The following is a 15492-nucleotide window of genomic DNA, read 5'->3' as shown; positions in this document are numbered from 1 at the left end:
GCCTGCAACGACAGACCCCCATTTGGAGACCAGTACCCCAAGCATGAAATTACCCCCTCGCCATTGCCTCATCATGGGTCTTGCATTCCTCGCGGCCTGCACAGGCCAAGACAAACCCTCCCAAGAATCCACCCCCTCGGGGTTCGTGCTTCAAGCGCTCGAAACGCCCAAGGACCGGGTCCTTGCCGTCACCAATTGGGTCGGCACCTACCGCGTCAAGACCCGCTCGGTCGGCAGCATCGGTGAACCGGCCAATAACCTCACCTGGTCGGACAGCCTTTTCTATCAGGCCCCTCTGCGGGTCATAATGATTCCTTTCCTCTCCATGGGGTTCGGCAGCGTCGACTCAGGCTTCTACAACCTGTCGTCCAGCTATGTTGTGTCTGGCAATGAAGGTGTGGTGGAATCAAACGAGGGGAAATGTGCGGAGACAGCCAGCGCCTTCGCAACACCTCACATGACGTTCCCTTCTGACTCCACCATCCAGTTCAAAGGCTATACCGACCAGGGAACCCTTCTCAGCTGCGCTGCCGTTGCGAGATTCTTGGATCAAACCTATCCGTCTGAGGTCGCTGGCCCCATGTTTCCCAGCGTGTTCCCTGCGGACTTCTTCACCTTCCCACTCCCTGGCGTAGATGAACCCTTGCATCTCAAGGGCCGTAAGCAGTTCATCACGGTGAATGGGGCAGTCGTTTCAAGCATGCCCTCCCCCGTCGAGTGGGGCGCGAAACCCATTGAGTGGGAGATCTCGTGGGATCTCTGGCCAGAGGAAACCGAAGTCCAGCTTGTCTTGGATGCAGAGGACTACGACACCTGGCTTCCCTTTGGTCCCCAGAGTCCCCTTCCCAATAGCCTCGCCAACCCGGGCGAACTTCCTGCCGCGGGGAGTTTCATTCGCGTGAGGGCCGCGCTTGTTCCGCTGGTCCCCACAGCCCCAGATGCCGCCAGCGAAATCACTTTCTTTCTCGACTCGTCGAGCATTGATGGCATTGCCATGAACATGCCAGTCGAGGGGGCCGCGGACAGTCCACAGGATCTTCAGTTCGAAGAAAGCAAGAATCCAGGCTACGTCGTCGAGGACAAGAACAAGCTCAGGACACCCGAAGGTTCGTACTCGACCTATGCCTACGCGATGGTGTCCAGCTTCGACTACGGCGCCTACGGCAGCATCCGGGCGGTGGCCAAGCTCCCCAACGGCAAGGTCATCCAATCCGTCGTCCTCGCGAAGGTTTATGGCGGGGGAACCGATCCTGAACTCGCCCTGAACGAACCCTTGCGGATTCCCAGGCGCGCTGAGAACTCAAAGATCGCCAGGACATGGATCGAGATGAAAGGGGCCTTCGGTCTTGGCGATGACGACGACAGTGAGCTTCTCCCGGGAGGCCGTGGCCATCGCGACCCGAAAGAGGGGGGCGACGGACTGACACTCCAAGAGGAGTATCGAGGGTTCATCATCAACGGAATCCACTCCAGGACCAATCCTGACGACGTTGACTACTTCCTCGTCAACCGGATTGGTACTCCTCCTGGCATCGTCGATGGAATCAACCGCTTCACCAACGTCACCGGGCTCAAGGTCCACCAACTCAAGGAGGCAGAAGGCAATCCCTCCACTCGTCTCATCAATGCGAATCATGGTCAGGTTGCCCATCTCAACGACCAACACTTCGTTATCTTGAGATGGCTCACCGATGGCAGTGGCACTTCAAAGACCCCAGGCGGAGCAAGCACTCCTGGCAACATTGAGTACGTCGGCATCTCAGCTAACCTGTCTAATTCTGAGTCGCAGCCGACACTTTTTGAGCACACTGTTGCGCATGAACTCGCCCATTCCGCCAACGTCCCCCATCACGGTGAAGGTGGACTCCTCAAAGTCGAATGGACGACGACTGTAGATGGTAGCGAAATTGCGAGCACCAGCGAGAAGGTTCTTGATCCATCAGGCTACGCAACAGGAGACATCGTGGAGATGATCTATTCTCCCTCGTCGTTCCTGCAGCCCAAGCAGCCTGAAGCGTTCGCACCGAAGATTCAGCGATTCAATGTTGCTGCCCGCTGCGCACAAGATGGAACACAAAGCGTATTCAGTGGGGCTCATGACTGCCTGATGCGCTATTCTGCGCAGGCATTAATCAAACCCAACCCGCCAGGACAGCGGCACATCAGGCATTCACTGACTGACGAGCATGAGGAGCCCCTTGGGCTCACTTTGTGCTCCACCACCGAGGGAACTGGATTCAACGGGCTGGGCGAAAATCGGCATGGGTCTGCCGCATCCGGGAGAGGCGAGTGCATCAAGAAGATCTGCGTCAATGACAGACACAATCATCCCAAATGGTTCGGGGGAACGGAATCCGGTCCGCCCTGCACTCGCATCAGGACCACGAAGTAGTTCTGACTGGCGAACTGCCCACACTTTCACGGTTTCAACCCCACAGGCCCTGGAGGCCTGTGGGGTTCGGCTTCATCAAGAGTTCAGCCTAATGCCTCACGGCACTTGAGGCACACGTCCCCGCCCTGCCCCACCGCATCGGAATACACCCAGCAGCGTGGGCACTTCTGGCCGTGAGCCGGCAGCACCTCCACGGAAAGCGACGCACCGTCACCGAAGGCCTGTGAAACCTCCAGCGCCTTCGCAGCCTCGGACGGAGCCTCCGCCAACTCCACCTGGCTCACGATAAACAGCCCGGGCAGCTCCGCGAGGTTCGCCTCCAGCACCTCCCGCACCGCGCCCGTGGCGCTCAGCACAACACGGGCCTCCAGTGACGCACCGATGCGCTTGTCCCGCCGCGCGACCTCCAGCACGCCCTGCACCGCGCTGCGCACCGCGAAGAGCTTCGCGTAGCGCGCCTCCAGTTCCGGCGGCATCGTGGCCTGCACATCCGCGAAGCCCGCCAGGAACACGCTCTTCGCGCGCTCGCCCGGCAGGTGCTGCCAGGCCTCTTCCGACGTGAAGCTCATCACCGGCGCCAGCAGCGGCAGCAGCACCGTGAGCACCTCGTGCAGCACCGTCTGCGCACCCCGCCGCGCGGGACCGTCCTGCTTCGCCGTGTAGAGCCGGTCCTTCAGGATGTCGAAGTACACGGCCGACAAATCATTGGCGCAGAAGTCCACCACCGTCGCGTAGACGAGGTGGAACTCATAATCCTCGTACGCCTGCCGCACCCTTGCGGCCACCTGTGCCAGCCGTCCGCGCGCCCACTGGTCCAGGGGCAACAGCGCATCCCCAGCCACCGCGTCCTTCGCCGGGTCGAAGTCCTGCAGGTTGCCCAGCGCGTACCGCAACGTGTTGCGGATCTTCCGGTAGCCCTCCGACAGGCCCTTGAGGATGGCGTCCGACAGGCGCACGTCGTTGCGGTAGTCGCTCGCCGCTACCCACAGGCGCAGCACCTCCGCGCCGTACTGCTGGATGACCTTGTCCGGCGCCACCGTGTTGCCCCGGCTCTTGGACATCTTCTCGCCCTGGCCATCCACCACGAAGCCATGCGTGAGGCATGCCTTGTAGGGCGCCACGTCGCGCGTGCCCACCGACACCAGCAGCGAGGAATGGAACCAGCCCCGGTGCTGATCACTCCCCTCCAGGAACAGGTCCGCCGGGACGCGCTGCCGCTTCTCCAGCACCGCGGACGCCATGCACGCCGAGTCGAACCACACATCCAGGATGTCCGTCTCGCGGTGGAACTCGCCCTTGCCGCAGCGCGGACACGTGAAGTCCTCCCCGAGGAACTCCTTCACCGGCGTGCGGTACCACACGCCCGCGCCCTCCTTCTCCACCGCCGCCGCCACCCGCTCCATCACCTCCGGGGACGCCACCGCGTCGTCGCATCCGTCGCAGTACGCGATGGGAATGGGCACGCCCCAGCTGCGCTGCCGGCTGATGCACCAGTCCGGGCGGCCCTCCAGCATGCCACGGATCCGCGACTGTCCCCACGACGGCACCCACTGGACCTTGTCCACCTGCTCCAGCACCACCTGCCGGAACGTCTGCGTGCCGTGGAACAGCGCGTCCATCGGGATGAACCACTGGTACGTCGCCGCCTGGATGACCGGCTGGTGGCAGCGCCAGCAGTGCGGATAGCTGTGCGTGAGGGTGTCTGACCTGTCATTGAGCAGCGCGCCCCGCTGCACCAGCAGGTCCAGCACCACCGGGTTCGCCTCGAACACGCGCCGGCCCGCGAGCACCTCGCCTACCGTGTCGTCGTAGCGGCCGTCCGCGCGCACCGGGTTGTAGATGTCCAGGCCGTACTTGAGGCCGACCTCGTAGTCCTCCTGGCCATGTCCCGGCGCCGTGTGCACCAGCCCCGTGCCCGCATCCAGCGTGACGTGCTCGCCCAGCACCACGCGCCCCTGCCGCTCCAGGAACGGGTGCTGATACGTCACGTGCTCCAGGTCCTCGCCCGTCGCGTACGCGAGGATGCGGGAGGCATCCACCAGCGCCGGTGACGACACCTCCCCCGTGGGGAGCTGCACGTGCTTCACGGCGAGCTCGTCCGACTTCACCTCCGCCAGCACCTTCGCCAGCAGGTCCTTCGCCACGCAGAGGACCCGGTCCTCCAGCCGGTAGAAGACGTATTCGAACGTGGGGTTCACCGCGATGGCCAGGTTCGCCGGCAGCGTCCAGGGCGTGGTGGTCCAGATGACGAAGGACACGCGCTGCCCCTTCAGCTGAGACAGCCGATCCACCAGCTCCGGCCCCGCGTCGAAGGCCACGTACACGGACGGCGAGGTGTGCTCCGCGTACTCCACCTCCGCTTCCGCGAGCGCGGTCTGGTCCTGGAGGCACCACGCCACGGGCTTCTTGCGCCGGTACAGCATGCCCCGGCGCGCGAACGCGGCCAGCTCGCGCACCTCCTGCGCCTCGTAGCTGAAGTCGAGCGTCCGGTAGGGCTCGTCCCACGTTCCGAAGACACCCAGCCGCTGGAACTCCGCGCGCTGGATGTCCACGAACTCCAGCGCGTACTCGCGGCAGCGCTCCAGCAGCGCGTCGCGCGACAACGTGCGCTTGTCCAGCTTCTGTTCCTTGAGGCGCTTCTCCACCGCCTGCTCGATGGGCAGACCGTGGGTGTCCCAGCCGGGGATGAAGTCACACGGGCGTCCGGAGAGGTTCCGGAACTTCACCACGATGTCCTTCAGCACCTTGTTGAGCGCATGCCCGGCGTGCAGGTGGCCGTTGGCGTACGGCGGGCCGTCCGCCAGCACGAAGGGCTCACGGCCCGCGTTCTTCGCGAGCAGCTGCTTCCACACGTCCTGCTCTCGCCACCAGGCGAGCAGGCGTGGTTCGAGCTGGCCCAGGTTCCCCTTCATGGGGAACTCCGTGCGCGGCAGGTGGACGGTGGCGTCGAGGTCCTTGCGGGAGGGGGCGTCGCTCATGGCTTGCAGCGCCCGTAACACCCTCCCGCCGGTCCTTCAATCACACGCGCCGACTCACTCCTCGTCGTGGTCGTCGTGCGTGTGCGGCGTGGACTTGCCCTTGCCCTTGGGACACTTCTTGGAGCACTTCGCCTTCGCGTCCTGGAACTTCTTCGTGCAGCGGTCGATACACGCCTTGCTCTTCGCGGAGCACTTGTTCGTACAGGCCGTGAGCGAGGAGGCGGCGGTGATGGCGCACTTGTCGTCGCACGACTCCGCGAGCGCCTGGGGTGCCACCAGCACCGCGCCCAGCGCCATCAGTCCCAGCCAGCCCCGCACCGCGATACGCGTCTTCATGTCGCTCTCGTCTTCCCTTGCCCGATGGCGTCACTCGCCCGGGGTCAATCCATCGTCCGACGCCGCGGCCCGGCGCACCAGCCGCACCGCCACCGGCCCTTCCTTGGTGACGCCCAGGGTGAGCGAGACCTCTTCCGTGGAGGACTTGAACACGCGGGGTTGGATCTCCTTGAACCCCGCCTTGGTGAGCACCTCGCGGTAGAAGGCCTCCACCTCCGCGGTCGTCTTGCCCGGCACCGAGTAGCTCACCGTGTGCGAGCCCTCCGTCTGCGCCGTCAGCACCCCGGCGCCGCCAGGGAAGACGGGCAGCCCGGCCGGCTGCGGGGCCTTCGCCGCAGCCAGGTTCGCCTGGCCCAGGAACACCGTGGTGGTGCCGTCCGGGTTCACCTGGAGGATGGCCGTGTAGGAGATGAAGTTGCGCGTGTCGAGGCCCGTCACCATGGGCTCGCGCAAGAGCTGCGGCTGCTTGTACGCCTCCTGCACCGAGAAGCCCCAGGACTGGAAGCGGTCCACCACGCTCTGGAGGATGACCTGCGCCTTCTCCTTGCTGCGCACCGCGAGCAGCTTCACCGGCACGCCATTGGCGTCCACCTGCCCCGGCACATCCACGACGCTGACGGTCTTGGGGATGTCCCAGGTGAAGTTGGCCCGTTGGGCCCACGCGGGGGCGGCCCCCACCAGCGCCAGCAACAGGCTCCAGCGCCCGATCAAACGCTTCATCCCCGGTTCCTTCCTACTGCCGGTGCGACCGCGCGGCCTTGACGGACTTGCCCGACTTCGGACCCGTGTCGCCCTCCGGCTTGGGGCAGCGGGCCTTGCACTGGTTGAACTGGGCCTGGAACTTCTGGGCGCAGCGCGCGGAGCAGGTGCGGCTGCTGTCCTTCGCGTCACCCGGGCTGCCCGGCGCCGGACAGGCGGTGATGCAGGCGTTGAGCGTGTCCCCGTTCTTCGTCGCGCAGTCCGTGTTGCACGAATTGCTGTCCGCGCGCGCGGGAGACGCCGTCAGGCACACACCCAGCACCAACGCCAGCACTCCACCCGACAGCAGGCTTCGCATCTTCATCTTCAGCAATCCTTTCCAAGGAAACAGCCATTGCGGTCCAGATAGCCCAGACCGTAATGGGGCGTGGTGATGCCAATCAGAGCGCCGGGCGACGTGTTCCACAGGTTGCCCAGGGGCGCGGGCCTCATAAAGGCCTGCATGAATTGGCTCTCCTCACCCGCCGCGCTCATCCAGAAGGTGTTCTCCCGCTGCATCAAGACCAGGGGCGGCAGCGGATTCATGAAGAGGGCGTCCATGGCCAGGAAGCTGGCGTAGGTCGGGATGAGCAGCGTGGTGGGCTCGTAGACGCCCTTCGTGGCCGCGTAGAACGGCCCGTTGGTGCACGGCAGCGGCAGGTCCTGGAACAGGACACACATGGAGGATTCGAGCTCGTTCGACAGGCCCCAGTCATCCACGAGCATGGAGAAGCGGCCCCGGCAGGTGCCACCCACCGCGCGGCCAATGCCACACACCTGGATGTTGGCGTTGGCCGCGTCCTGGTGCTGCTCGTTGTACAGGCCGGTCTCCGAGCTCTGGTCCAGGAACCGGGTGGGGATGTTCCAGGAGCTCAGGTTCGCCTGGGACGTGCACGCCGTGCCGCCCTCGTCGCGGTAGATCAGCCGGGTCAGCACGGGGCCATCCCAGTCCAGGCCCCCGTTGCGGTCGCAGCTCACGCGCAGGTCCGAGCCCCGCGTGAACACCTGCGTGATGGTGTCACCGTGGTTGACGGACGACAGGCCGTTGAAGTCCGCGTACCGCGCCTGCGCGTCCTCGCCCGCGCGCCGCATGGAGTCATGCGCCTCGCCATAGTCCGCAGGGATGTCGTGCATCTCTCCGTGCGTGCCGTTCCACAGCGCGGACACGGCGGCCTCCTGCACCTTCAGCGACAGGAAGCCCACCTCCGCGAAGTGGATGCCGAACACCAGGATGGTGATGAACAGCGTGACGCCGAGGGCCGCCTCGACGATGGACTGGCCCCGCGCCTGCCGGCGGTGACGACGAAGGTGGCTGTGCATCACTGGAACCCCTTGAAGCCCACGCGCCGCAGCTCCTGGATGGTGGCGGCGGAGGCAGGAGAGCTGGCCCCCAACGCGTTGATGGCGTCATCCAGACCCGACTCGTCCGTGTCCACCGGCACCAGTGTGGCGCGCCAATACGGGTTGAGCAGGTTGGGCGGCTCACTCCAGTGGGAGATGCCCAGGCTGCGGCCACGGTGGTAGTACGCGATGCCCGTGGACAGCGCCGTCTGGATGCCCAGCGGCGTGACGCCGTCCGCCATGGTGACGGTGGTGTTGTCGAACCTGCCCGCGTTCGGGTTCGGGTTGCTCGCCTTGAAGCGGAAGCGGAACGCCAGGTTCCACGGGTCCTGCTGCATGGCGGACATGGTGCTGCGGTCGCGCTGGATGACCGCGAAGTTCTTCGGCTGCCCGTAGTTGTTGTCCGCGCCGTTGGGCCACAGCTCCGTCAGGTTGTAGTCCATGAACGGCGGCCAGATGCCCGGGCAGCTGGACGGGCCGCCCAGACACGGCGCCAGCATGTGCCGCGCGAAGGGCGCCGGGTCCGTGCCGCCCAGCCACATATGCGTGGGCGTGGGCATGATGCCACCCGAGGCCGCGAACAAGGCCATGGTCGGGACCGTGCCGCCCACCATCACCGGGCACGGCGGCCCACCGCCATGCGCGATGTGGTTGTAGATGAAGGCCACGACGCCCTCGTCTTCGGCCGAGACGGCGGGAGCGTAGGGGGGAAGGAACGAGTACTGGAGGATCGGCTTGCCGAAGTGGGCCGTGCCCGCCGCGAACGGGAGCGTGACGATGTCCGGAGGCAGAATGACGAAGGCCAGGTTCGCCTCGTGCGCGACGTACTGCTGGAGCAAGCGCGACGTGACGAAGGTGAAGCCACGGCTGCCCATCGCCGCGTCCACGGCGTGGGCCACCGTCAGCGGCAGCGGATCACAGACCGCGCCGCCACCCAGGCACGCCGTGTTGTCCGCCAGCTCGTTCCGGGAGACGTTGCCCGCGGACGGCGCCAACCACCCCGCGTCGCGCGGGTTCTTCCCCGGCACCAGGTCCCCCAGGATGTCGTTGGCGAATTCCTGGTCGCCCACCTTGTCCTCGAGGCTCATGTAGTCCGCCAGGGAGGAGGCATACAGCGCACCCGCCGCCACCTGGTGCAGGCGCATCTGCAGGCCCACCATCGGATCCATCGCCTGGAACACGGCCTCCACGCGCATGTCCTCGCGCTGCAGCGTGCCAATCAGCCGCCCCAGGTCACCCACTCCGCGCAGACCGCACTGGCACATGCGGGCGCAGAAGCCGTTGCTCCAGGCGCAGGGGCACCCCGCCGTGGCGAACGCCTGATAGACGGGCAGCCACGCCCCGTAGCCAATCTTCGCCGCGTTCAACTCGCCCCGGTAGAGGCTCGCCCAGCTGAGCAGGCTGGCCGCGCCGGCGTTCGCCACCATGTGGGCGATCTCCGCGCGGTTGGAGACGGCGAGCGTGTTGAACGTGCGCGCCGTGGCCACCGCGTTGGAGTACGCGGCCGCGTCCGCCACCGTCTGCACCTCGATGCGCTCGCGCACCTTCATGGTGAACGACAGCGTGAGGGCCACCATCAGCAAGAGCAGCAGCATGCTGAGGACGAACAGGACCAGGGTCTGACCGCGCTGGGGGGAGGAGCGCTTCATGGCTTTCACCGGGGACAGTTCATGGTGGCGAAGAAACGCGACTTCACGGGCGTCATCATCCGCATGGTGAACGTGGTGATGATGGGGAAGACGTACTGCCGGGCGTTCACGCGGTCCGCCAGCTCCGCGGCCAGCTCGCCGTCCAGCACGTGCGACGTCGTCACTTCACCGCTGTTCCAGTTGGCGTTGCGCTCGGCGACGAGCAGCGGGTTCGCGTCCGTGTAGGGACGCAGGCCGAAGTGCGCCAGGAACATGCGCGACATCACCCAGTTGGCGAACGGAATGCGCAGCGGGTACCAGAACACCAGCTGCACCTCCAGCCGCCGCAGGTGCCCCGGCCGATCGAAGTCGCTGTCCTCGGGGCTGTCCACGCCGCCGCCCGCCAGGTCCCGCAGGATCCAGACGATGCTGCGGTTGTGCACGCCGTCCATGCCGGGGCCCGGACCGCCAGAGCCCGCGTAGCGGTTGTTCATCCGCGCCGCGAACGCATCCGCCAGCAGCCGGGGCGCGTCCGAACCCGCGCCGCGGCCCAGCGGACCGTTGAGCGACCCCGTCCCCTGCCCCATGAACGAGTGGAAGGTCGGAATCAGCGCCAGGATGGCCGCGTGGGTCATCCGCTCGCAGTCCCCGTGCGCCACGCTGCCCGCGCGCGTCGCCCGGAAGGCCGCGTAGTGCGTCATCACCCGCGCCTGCATCATCAGGAAGAGCTGCAACGCACCGAGGATCAGGAACACGACCAGAGGCAGCGACAGCGCGGCCTCTACCAGGGCCTGGCCGGACTCGGCTGCTTCACGGGGGGATCGTGCGCTCATACAGAAGCTCATCCTGCGGGATGGGGGAATCTCGCAGTATCCGTCAAGTGACCGCCGACACACTGCGTCGGGGTCCGAAGGGGGGGCGTGGAGTGTCGCAGAGGACGGGCTCCATGGAAACTTCCTGGGATGCGACACCCCCGGTGAAAAAACCGTGCAACGGCGATGTTTCAGCGGGGTTTCAGGCCCTTGGCGTCGAGCTGATACTTCTTCACCAGCCGCTCGATGGACTTGCGGTGCAGCCCGCTCTCCCGAGCGGCGCGGGACAGGTTGCCCTCGCAGCGGGTGAGGACGCTGGTGACGTACTCGCGCTCGAAGTTCTCCAGGAGCTGCTCCTTGGCATCCTTGAAGGCCAGGTGCTCGTTGAAGGGCAGCGGCCCCTCGCGGGCCTGGCCCCGGACGCGCGGGGGCAGGTGGGAGGGCAATATCTCCTCGCCCTCGTCGGAGAAGGTCAGCACGTGGGAGAGGACGTTCATCAGCTCGCGCACGTTGCCGGGCCAGGCGTAGGCCATGAGCAGCCCCAGGGCCTCCGCGGAGAAGCGCTTGCGGCCGTGCGTCTCCACCACCTCCGGCTCCGCCAGCGCCCGCTTGAGGATGAGCGGGATGTCGTCCCGGCGCTGGCGCAGCGGCGGCAGCTGGATGTGGATGACGGACAGGCGGAAGTAGAGGTCCTCGCGGAAGTTGCCCGCGGCGATCTCCTTCACCAGATCGCGGTGGGTGGCGGCGATGACGCGGCAGTCCACTTCAATGACGTCGTTGCCGCCCACCCGGCGCACCTCGCGGTTCTCCAGCACGCGCAGGAGCTTCGGCTGCAGGTCCAGGCGCAGCTCGCCCAGTTCGTCCAGGAAGATGGTGCCGCCCTGCGCGCGCTCGAAGGCGCCGGGGCGGCTGGACGTCGCGCCGGTGAAGGCGCCCTTCTCATGGCCGAACAGCTCGGACTCGATGAGGTTGGGCGGGATGGCGCCGCAGTCCAGCACCACCATGGGGCCCTTCTTGCGGCCGGACAGTTCGTGGATGGCGCTGGAGACCAGCTCCTTCCCCGTGCCCGTCTCCCCCTGGATGATGACGGACACGTCCATGGGCGCGATGCGCTTGATGAGCCCGAACACCTGCCGCATCTTCACGCTCTGCCCCACCATGCCGCACAGCTCGCCCTCGCGGTCGGGCTCCACCGCCACCTCTTCATCCAGCGGAGCGAAGGTGATGACGGAGGAGCCGGCGCGGATCTGCGAACCCGGGGACAGGTAGGCGCGCTCGATGCGGCGGCCGTCCAGGAAGGTGCCGTTGGTGGAGTTCAGGTCCACCAGGAGGTAGCCGCGCTCGGTGTACTGGACCTCGAAGTGGTGGCGGCTGGCGGTGCGGTCCTCCACCAGCACCAGGTCGTTGCCCGGGTGGGCGCCGCAGCGAAGCCGCTCCTTGTCGCTGGCCATGGAGCGCCCGGTGTCCGGCCCCGACGTCACCAGGAGCCGGCACTTGTGCAGCTTCACGGTGGCGCGCGGATCCACCACCAGCGTCTCCCCCAACAGGGGGGACTGGGACGACAGCTCGAGGCCGACGTCTCCTGGATTGGTGTGGATGTCGTCGGGATGCGGGTTCGGTGCGGTCATCAGTGAACGCGAGGATAGCAAAGGGTGCCCACGTGCCGTGCCTCCACGCCCGTGCGTGCTAGTGTCCCGCGCCCCGCATGCCCCCCCGAAAAGTCCAGTCGAAGAAGGCGCCCGTTCCGCCTGGCGCACAGGCACCCGAGCGCGGTGACGCGCCGCGACCCAAGCGGCCCCGCGCGAAGAAGACCGTCGCCATCCTGTCCCGCAAGCGCTCGCTGTACTCCACGCGCCGGCTGGTGGAGGCCATCAAGGCCCGGGGCCACCGTGCGCTCGTCTTCGACACGCTGCGCTGCTGCCTGTTGCTGGCCCGCGGCAAGCCGCGCATGACCTACCGCGGCGCGGAGGTGAAGGGCGTGGACGTGGTGATTCCGCGCATCGGCGCGTCCATCACCGCGTACGGCCTGGCGGTGGTGAACCACTTCGAGATGATGGACGTGCCGGTGCTCAACCCGCCCACGGCCATCGCGCGCAGCCGCGACAAGCTGCGCGCGCTGCAGTTCCTGGCCCGCGCGGGCCTGGACATGCCCCGCACGGTGATGGCGCACGACCGCGGTAACGTGCGCAAGCTGGTGCAGGAGGTGGGCGGACTGCCCGTCATCATCAAGCTGATCAAGGGCACCCAGGGCGTGGGCGTGATGATCGCCCACACGCTGCCGGAGGTGCAGACCATCCTCGACACCTTCTGGGACCTGGGCCAGGAGATCGTCCTCCAGGAGTTCGTCGCGGAGAGCGAGGGCCGCGACGTGCGCGCGCTGGTGGTGGGCGACACCGTGGTGGGCGCCATGCGCCGCAAGGCGAAGAAGGGCGAGTTCCGCTCCAACATCCACCGCGGCGGCGAGGGCCGCGCCATCACCCTGCCTCCCGCCTACGTGGAGGCCGCGGTGAAGGCGGCGCGCATCATCGGCCTGGAGGTCGCGGGCGTGGACATGCTGGAGGGCCGCGAAGGCCCGCGCCTGATGGAGATCAACTCCAGCCCCGGCTTCGAGGGCCTGGAGGGCGCCACCGGCCAGGACATCGCGGGCCACATCGTGGAGCACGCGTTGGTGTACGCGGGGACCCGGGGCAGCGCGTTGGTTGCAAGGGCGGGCCGCGCGTCCTGATCTTGGGGTGACAGCAAGCACGCGAGCAGTGTCCCTGTGCCTGCCCGCCTGCTCCATGGCATGCGGCGGGGCTTCACGCACCGCACGGTGCCTTGGATGCTCCTCAGGAATACGGGAATGCATCCGGGCGTGGATTGTCCGGGGGTGTTGGCAGCGGTGGGGATGCGCCTCTAATCTGGCGACCCCCGATGAAAACGCTGCACAAGCCGCTGCAGATCACCGTCTACCAGGATGTGCTTTGCGCCTGGTGCTACCTCGCCGACCAACGGTTGGAGGTGCTTCGCCAGGAGTTTGGCGACGCCGTCCGCTGGAGCGTGCGTCCCTACCCCTTGCGTCTGCACGACGTGTTGCCCACGGAGCGTGAAGTGCGCGGGCTGGTGGAAGAGGTGAAGCGCGCGCAGCGCGAACCCGACCCCACCGCCTCGCTGCTCTCCACGGACCTGTGGCTGGGCGGTGATCCGCCGCGCTCCAGTGTTCCGGCGCTGGCGGCACTGGAGGCGGCGCGGTTGCAGGGGCCACAGGCGAGGGCCTTCCTCGCCCGGTCCATGCAGCGCGCGGCGCTGGAGCAGGGCGTCAACGTGTCGCGCTCGGACGTGGTGTTCGAGCTGGCGTCGCGCGTGGGCCTGTCCATGAACCAGTTCTCCGCGGCCTTCCGTTCGGAAGAGACGCGCCGGCTCATCTACGACGAGCACCGGCTGGCCGGCAGCCGCGGCGTGCGCGGCGTGCCCTCGCTGGTGATTGGCGGCCGGTGGATGCTGTGCGGCCTGCGCGAGCTGTCCGAGTACCGCGAGCACATCCTCGCGTGCCTGGGCAAGGTCGCCGTGCCCCGCTCGGGTTCCTCCGAGCGGCTGGTGCACTGAAAGCCGCCGCATCCCCGCGCGCCTTCGCCTCTGTCGCGAAGGCGCGCCTTGCTTCCCGCGTCTTCAGCCCGGGAAGGGCGCCGCGGCGTCCTGCCGTGGGGAGCGCAGGGACAGGAACATCCCGGCGGTGAGCAGCTGTGCCAGCGCCATGCCGGGGATGAAGCCCACGCAGCACACGAAGAACCCCGCCACCATGACGGCCCCCGCCGCGAGCCCCACGCCCAGCATGGCCAGACGCTGGCCCCGCGCGGCCTCCCAGCTGCGGCGCAGCACCTCCACGGGCGAGGGCGGCACGTCGTCGTACGCGAGCTCCGGCTGGACCAGGTACAGCGGCAGCATCAGGTACGTGAGCGGCCCCACCAGCACCAGGAAGCCCAGCCCCAGCACGCCCATGATGGGCAGCAGCGCCTCGAAGAACTCGCTCGGGGACGCATTCGCGTCCAGGTTGAAGCCGGACAGCAGGCCCGTGCCCAGGGCCGCGACGAAGCCCAGGGCGCCCAGGATGGCCAGCGGCACCAGCACGATGGCGAAGACGAGGAGCATGGTCAGCGCGTAGGGCACCGCCTTGTGCATCTGGCTGAAGAGGCGCGCCACGTCCGCGCGGCCTCCGTGCAGCACGTCGAAGCACACGCGCAAGAGGCCCAGCTGCACCAGGCCCTGCACCAGCTGCTGCGCCACGAGTCCCACGATGCTCAGCACCGCCGCGAGGACGCCGCTGTCCACCGCCGCGCCGATGCCCGTGCCCAGGTTGATCAGCAGCTGCGCGCCGAAGCTCACGCCCAGGGTGATCAACACCGCGAGCGACAGCATGCCCCACTCGCGCTGGAACGCCGCCCAGCACACGTCCCACAGCTTGTTGAAGGTCCACGTCTCCCGCCGCAGCGGGAACGTGGCGCCGAAGCGCTCCCGGCACGTGGGGCAGCGCGGCGACGTGCCGCTGTCGCTGCACGTGTCGCACGTGAAGTTGCCGCAGCGCTCGCAGGTACCCGTTGCCTCCCGGCCCGGGTGCAGCGCACAGGACGCCCCCATCGCGCGTCCGAAGTCCACATCCGACATCCGTATGCCTCCCCGGTGCGGCACCCCAGGGGCCGCGACCCGGATGTCATATCAGGCGGGCCCCTCGCCTTCCCGGCGGGCGGGCATTCCGGATGAATTAACGGAGCGTCGGGCCGTCGGAGGGGGCAGAGGTTGCGGAGCGGGACGCTTTGGGGGTCCACTTCCGTGCCAGGAGATTCGTCATGAACCGCTTGCTCGCCCTGGTCGTCCCCCTGGCCCTGCTGATGGGGACCGGCTGTGTCGTCGAGGCCCACTCGCATCGCCCCGTCCGCCGCGTGGCCTACGTCGCCCCCGTGGCGGAGTACCGGTTCGCCGGCGCGCACCCCGTCCCCGACGAAATCGGCGGCGGCTGGTGCCCGGAGGACTACGCCCACGTCCACGACTACCAGCCGCCCCAGACGTCCTACGTCTACACGGACGACGTCTACTACTACCGGGGCCCGACGGTGGTCTGGTACTGGGACTACCACCCCACCCTGGGCGGCGCGTACTGCAACCTCCACGGGCGCCACCAGCACGACTACTACCCGCGCGGCTCGTGGGGCGCGGGCTACTCCTACGACCGCGGCAGCCGGGGCTACCGCTGGGACAACACCCACGCGGCCTCCGCCGGACACGGCCGCAAC

12 protein-coding genes and 1 pseudogene are annotated in these 15492 nt (G+C 67.3%); 4 read left to right on the top strand and 9 right to left on the bottom strand.

Annotated features, from left to right (window positions below):
- The first annotated feature begins 43 nt into the window (after positions 1 to 43).
- Complete coding sequence (locus tag D7X32_RS45040) at positions 44 to 2392, top strand: hypothetical protein (protein WP_147450236.1); 2349 nt, start codon at positions 44 to 46, stop codon at positions 2390 to 2392.
- A gap of 83 nt (positions 2393 to 2475) precedes the next feature.
- Here D7X32_RS45040 and ileS read toward each other — a convergent pair whose 3' ends face one another.
- The 8 genes from ileS to D7X32_RS23505 form a co-directional block, all read right to left on the bottom strand.
- The gene (ileS, locus tag D7X32_RS23540; RefSeq protein WP_120604819.1) at positions 2476 to 5370 is read right to left on the bottom strand and encodes an isoleucine--tRNA ligase; all 2895 of its coding nucleotides are present in this window, start codon (positions 5368 to 5370) and stop codon (positions 2476 to 2478) included.
- A gap of 54 nt (positions 5371 to 5424) precedes the next feature.
- Positions 5425 to 5706: a hypothetical protein gene (locus D7X32_RS23535; RefSeq protein ID WP_120604818.1), complete on the bottom strand. Its 282-nt coding sequence runs from the start codon at positions 5704 to 5706 to the stop codon at positions 5425 to 5427.
- Positions 5707 to 5736: 30 nt separating this feature from the next.
- Positions 5737 to 6426 carry a hypothetical protein gene (locus D7X32_RS23530; RefSeq protein ID WP_120604817.1) on the bottom strand — a complete coding sequence of 230 codons (690 nt, stop codon included), beginning with the start codon at positions 6424 to 6426 and terminating at the stop codon, positions 5737 to 5739.
- A 13-nt stretch (positions 6427 to 6439) separates the two neighbouring features.
- Complete coding sequence (locus tag D7X32_RS23525; protein WP_120604816.1) at positions 6440 to 6769, bottom strand: hypothetical protein; 330 nt, start codon at positions 6767 to 6769, stop codon at positions 6440 to 6442.
- 2 nt (positions 6770 to 6771) lie between these two features.
- Positions 6772 to 7764, bottom strand: coding sequence for a TadE/TadG family type IV pilus assembly protein (locus D7X32_RS23520; RefSeq protein ID WP_120604815.1), 993 nt, complete (start codon positions 7762 to 7764; stop codon positions 6772 to 6774).
- Complete coding sequence (locus D7X32_RS23515) at positions 7764 to 9434, bottom strand: pilus assembly protein TadG-related protein (protein WP_120604814.1); 1671 nt, start codon at positions 9432 to 9434, stop codon at positions 7764 to 7766. The genes D7X32_RS23520 and D7X32_RS23515 overlap by 1 nt, the downstream gene beginning before the upstream one ends.
- Before the next feature lie 5 nt (positions 9435 to 9439).
- Entirely contained in the window at positions 9440 to 10246 is an 807-nt protein-coding gene (locus D7X32_RS23510) for a TadE/TadG family type IV pilus assembly protein (protein WP_120604813.1), read from the bottom strand.
- A 170-nt stretch (positions 10247 to 10416) separates the two neighbouring features.
- Complete coding sequence (locus tag D7X32_RS23505; RefSeq protein WP_208752523.1) at positions 10417 to 11853, bottom strand: sigma 54-interacting transcriptional regulator; 1437 nt, start codon at positions 11851 to 11853, stop codon at positions 10417 to 10419.
- A 77-nt stretch (positions 11854 to 11930) separates the two neighbouring features.
- Between D7X32_RS23505 and D7X32_RS23500 the strand changes: the two genes are divergently transcribed.
- The gene (locus tag D7X32_RS23500) at positions 11931 to 12950 is read left to right on the top strand and encodes an ATP-grasp domain-containing protein (RefSeq protein ID WP_120604812.1); all 1020 of its coding nucleotides are present in this window, start codon (positions 11931 to 11933) and stop codon (positions 12948 to 12950) included.
- A 188-nt stretch (positions 12951 to 13138) separates the two neighbouring features.
- Complete coding sequence (locus D7X32_RS23495; RefSeq protein WP_120604811.1) at positions 13139 to 13810, top strand: DsbA family oxidoreductase; 672 nt, start codon at positions 13139 to 13141, stop codon at positions 13808 to 13810.
- Between the two features lie 63 nt (positions 13811 to 13873).
- Here D7X32_RS23495 and D7X32_RS23490 read toward each other — a convergent pair whose 3' ends face one another.
- Entirely contained in the window at positions 13874 to 14866 is a 993-nt protein-coding gene (locus tag D7X32_RS23490; protein ID WP_120604810.1) for an RING finger protein, read from the bottom strand.
- A gap of 182 nt (positions 14867 to 15048) precedes the next feature.
- On the opposite strand from D7X32_RS23490, the pseudogene D7X32_RS23485 reads away from it, so the two are divergent.
- Positions 15049 to 15492 (top strand): annotated as a pseudogene (locus D7X32_RS23485) (hypothetical protein); the annotation flags it as partial.

This window comes from Corallococcus carmarthensis, assembly GCF_003611695.1.
Lineage (GTDB): Bacteria > Myxococcota > Myxococcia > Myxococcales > Myxococcaceae > Corallococcus > Corallococcus carmarthensis.
Note: the sequence above shows the minus strand (reverse complement) of the source record. Positions and strands in the feature narration are given on the sequence as shown.

What these genes read in the sequence shown, in the direction of transcription:
- D7X32_RS23495 (WP_120604811.1), top strand. Translation starts at nt 13,139, where the DNA reads ATGAAAACGCTGCACAAGCCGCTGCAGATCACCGTCTACCAGGATGTG.
- D7X32_RS23535 (WP_120604818.1), bottom strand. Translation starts at nt 5,706, where the DNA reads ATGAAGACGCGTATCGCGGTGCGGGGCTGGCTGGGACTGATGGCGCTG.
- D7X32_RS23510 (WP_120604813.1), bottom strand. Translation starts at nt 10,246, where the DNA reads ATGAGCGCACGATCCCCCCGTGAAGCAGCCGAGTCCGGCCAGGCCCTG.
- D7X32_RS23515 (WP_120604814.1), bottom strand. Translation starts at nt 9,434, where the DNA reads ATGAAGCGCTCCTCCCCCCAGCGCGGTCAGACCCTGGTCCTGTTCGTC.
- D7X32_RS23530 (WP_120604817.1), bottom strand. Translation starts at nt 6,426, where the DNA reads ATGAAGCGTTTGATCGGGCGCTGGAGCCTGTTGCTGGCGCTGGTGGGG.
- ileS (WP_120604819.1), bottom strand. Translation starts at nt 5,370, where the DNA reads ATGAGCGACGCCCCCTCCCGCAAGGACCTCGACGCCACCGTCCACCTG.
- D7X32_RS23505 (WP_208752523.1), bottom strand. Translation starts at nt 11,853, where the DNA reads ATGACCGCACCGAACCCGCATCCCGACGACATCCACACCAATCCAGGA.
- D7X32_RS23490 (WP_120604810.1), bottom strand. Translation starts at nt 14,866, where the DNA reads ATGTCGGATGTGGACTTCGGACGCGCGATGGGGGCGTCCTGTGCGCTG.
- D7X32_RS23520 (WP_120604815.1), bottom strand. Translation starts at nt 7,764, where the DNA reads ATGCACAGCCACCTTCGTCGTCACCGCCGGCAGGCGCGGGGCCAGTCC.
- D7X32_RS45040 (WP_147450236.1), top strand. Translation starts at nt 44, where the DNA reads ATGAAATTACCCCCTCGCCATTGCCTCATCATGGGTCTTGCATTCCTC.
- D7X32_RS23500 (WP_120604812.1), top strand. Translation starts at nt 11,931, where the DNA reads ATGCCCCCCCGAAAAGTCCAGTCGAAGAAGGCGCCCGTTCCGCCTGGC.
- D7X32_RS23525 (WP_120604816.1), bottom strand. Translation starts at nt 6,769, where the DNA reads ATGAAGATGCGAAGCCTGCTGTCGGGTGGAGTGCTGGCGTTGGTGCTG.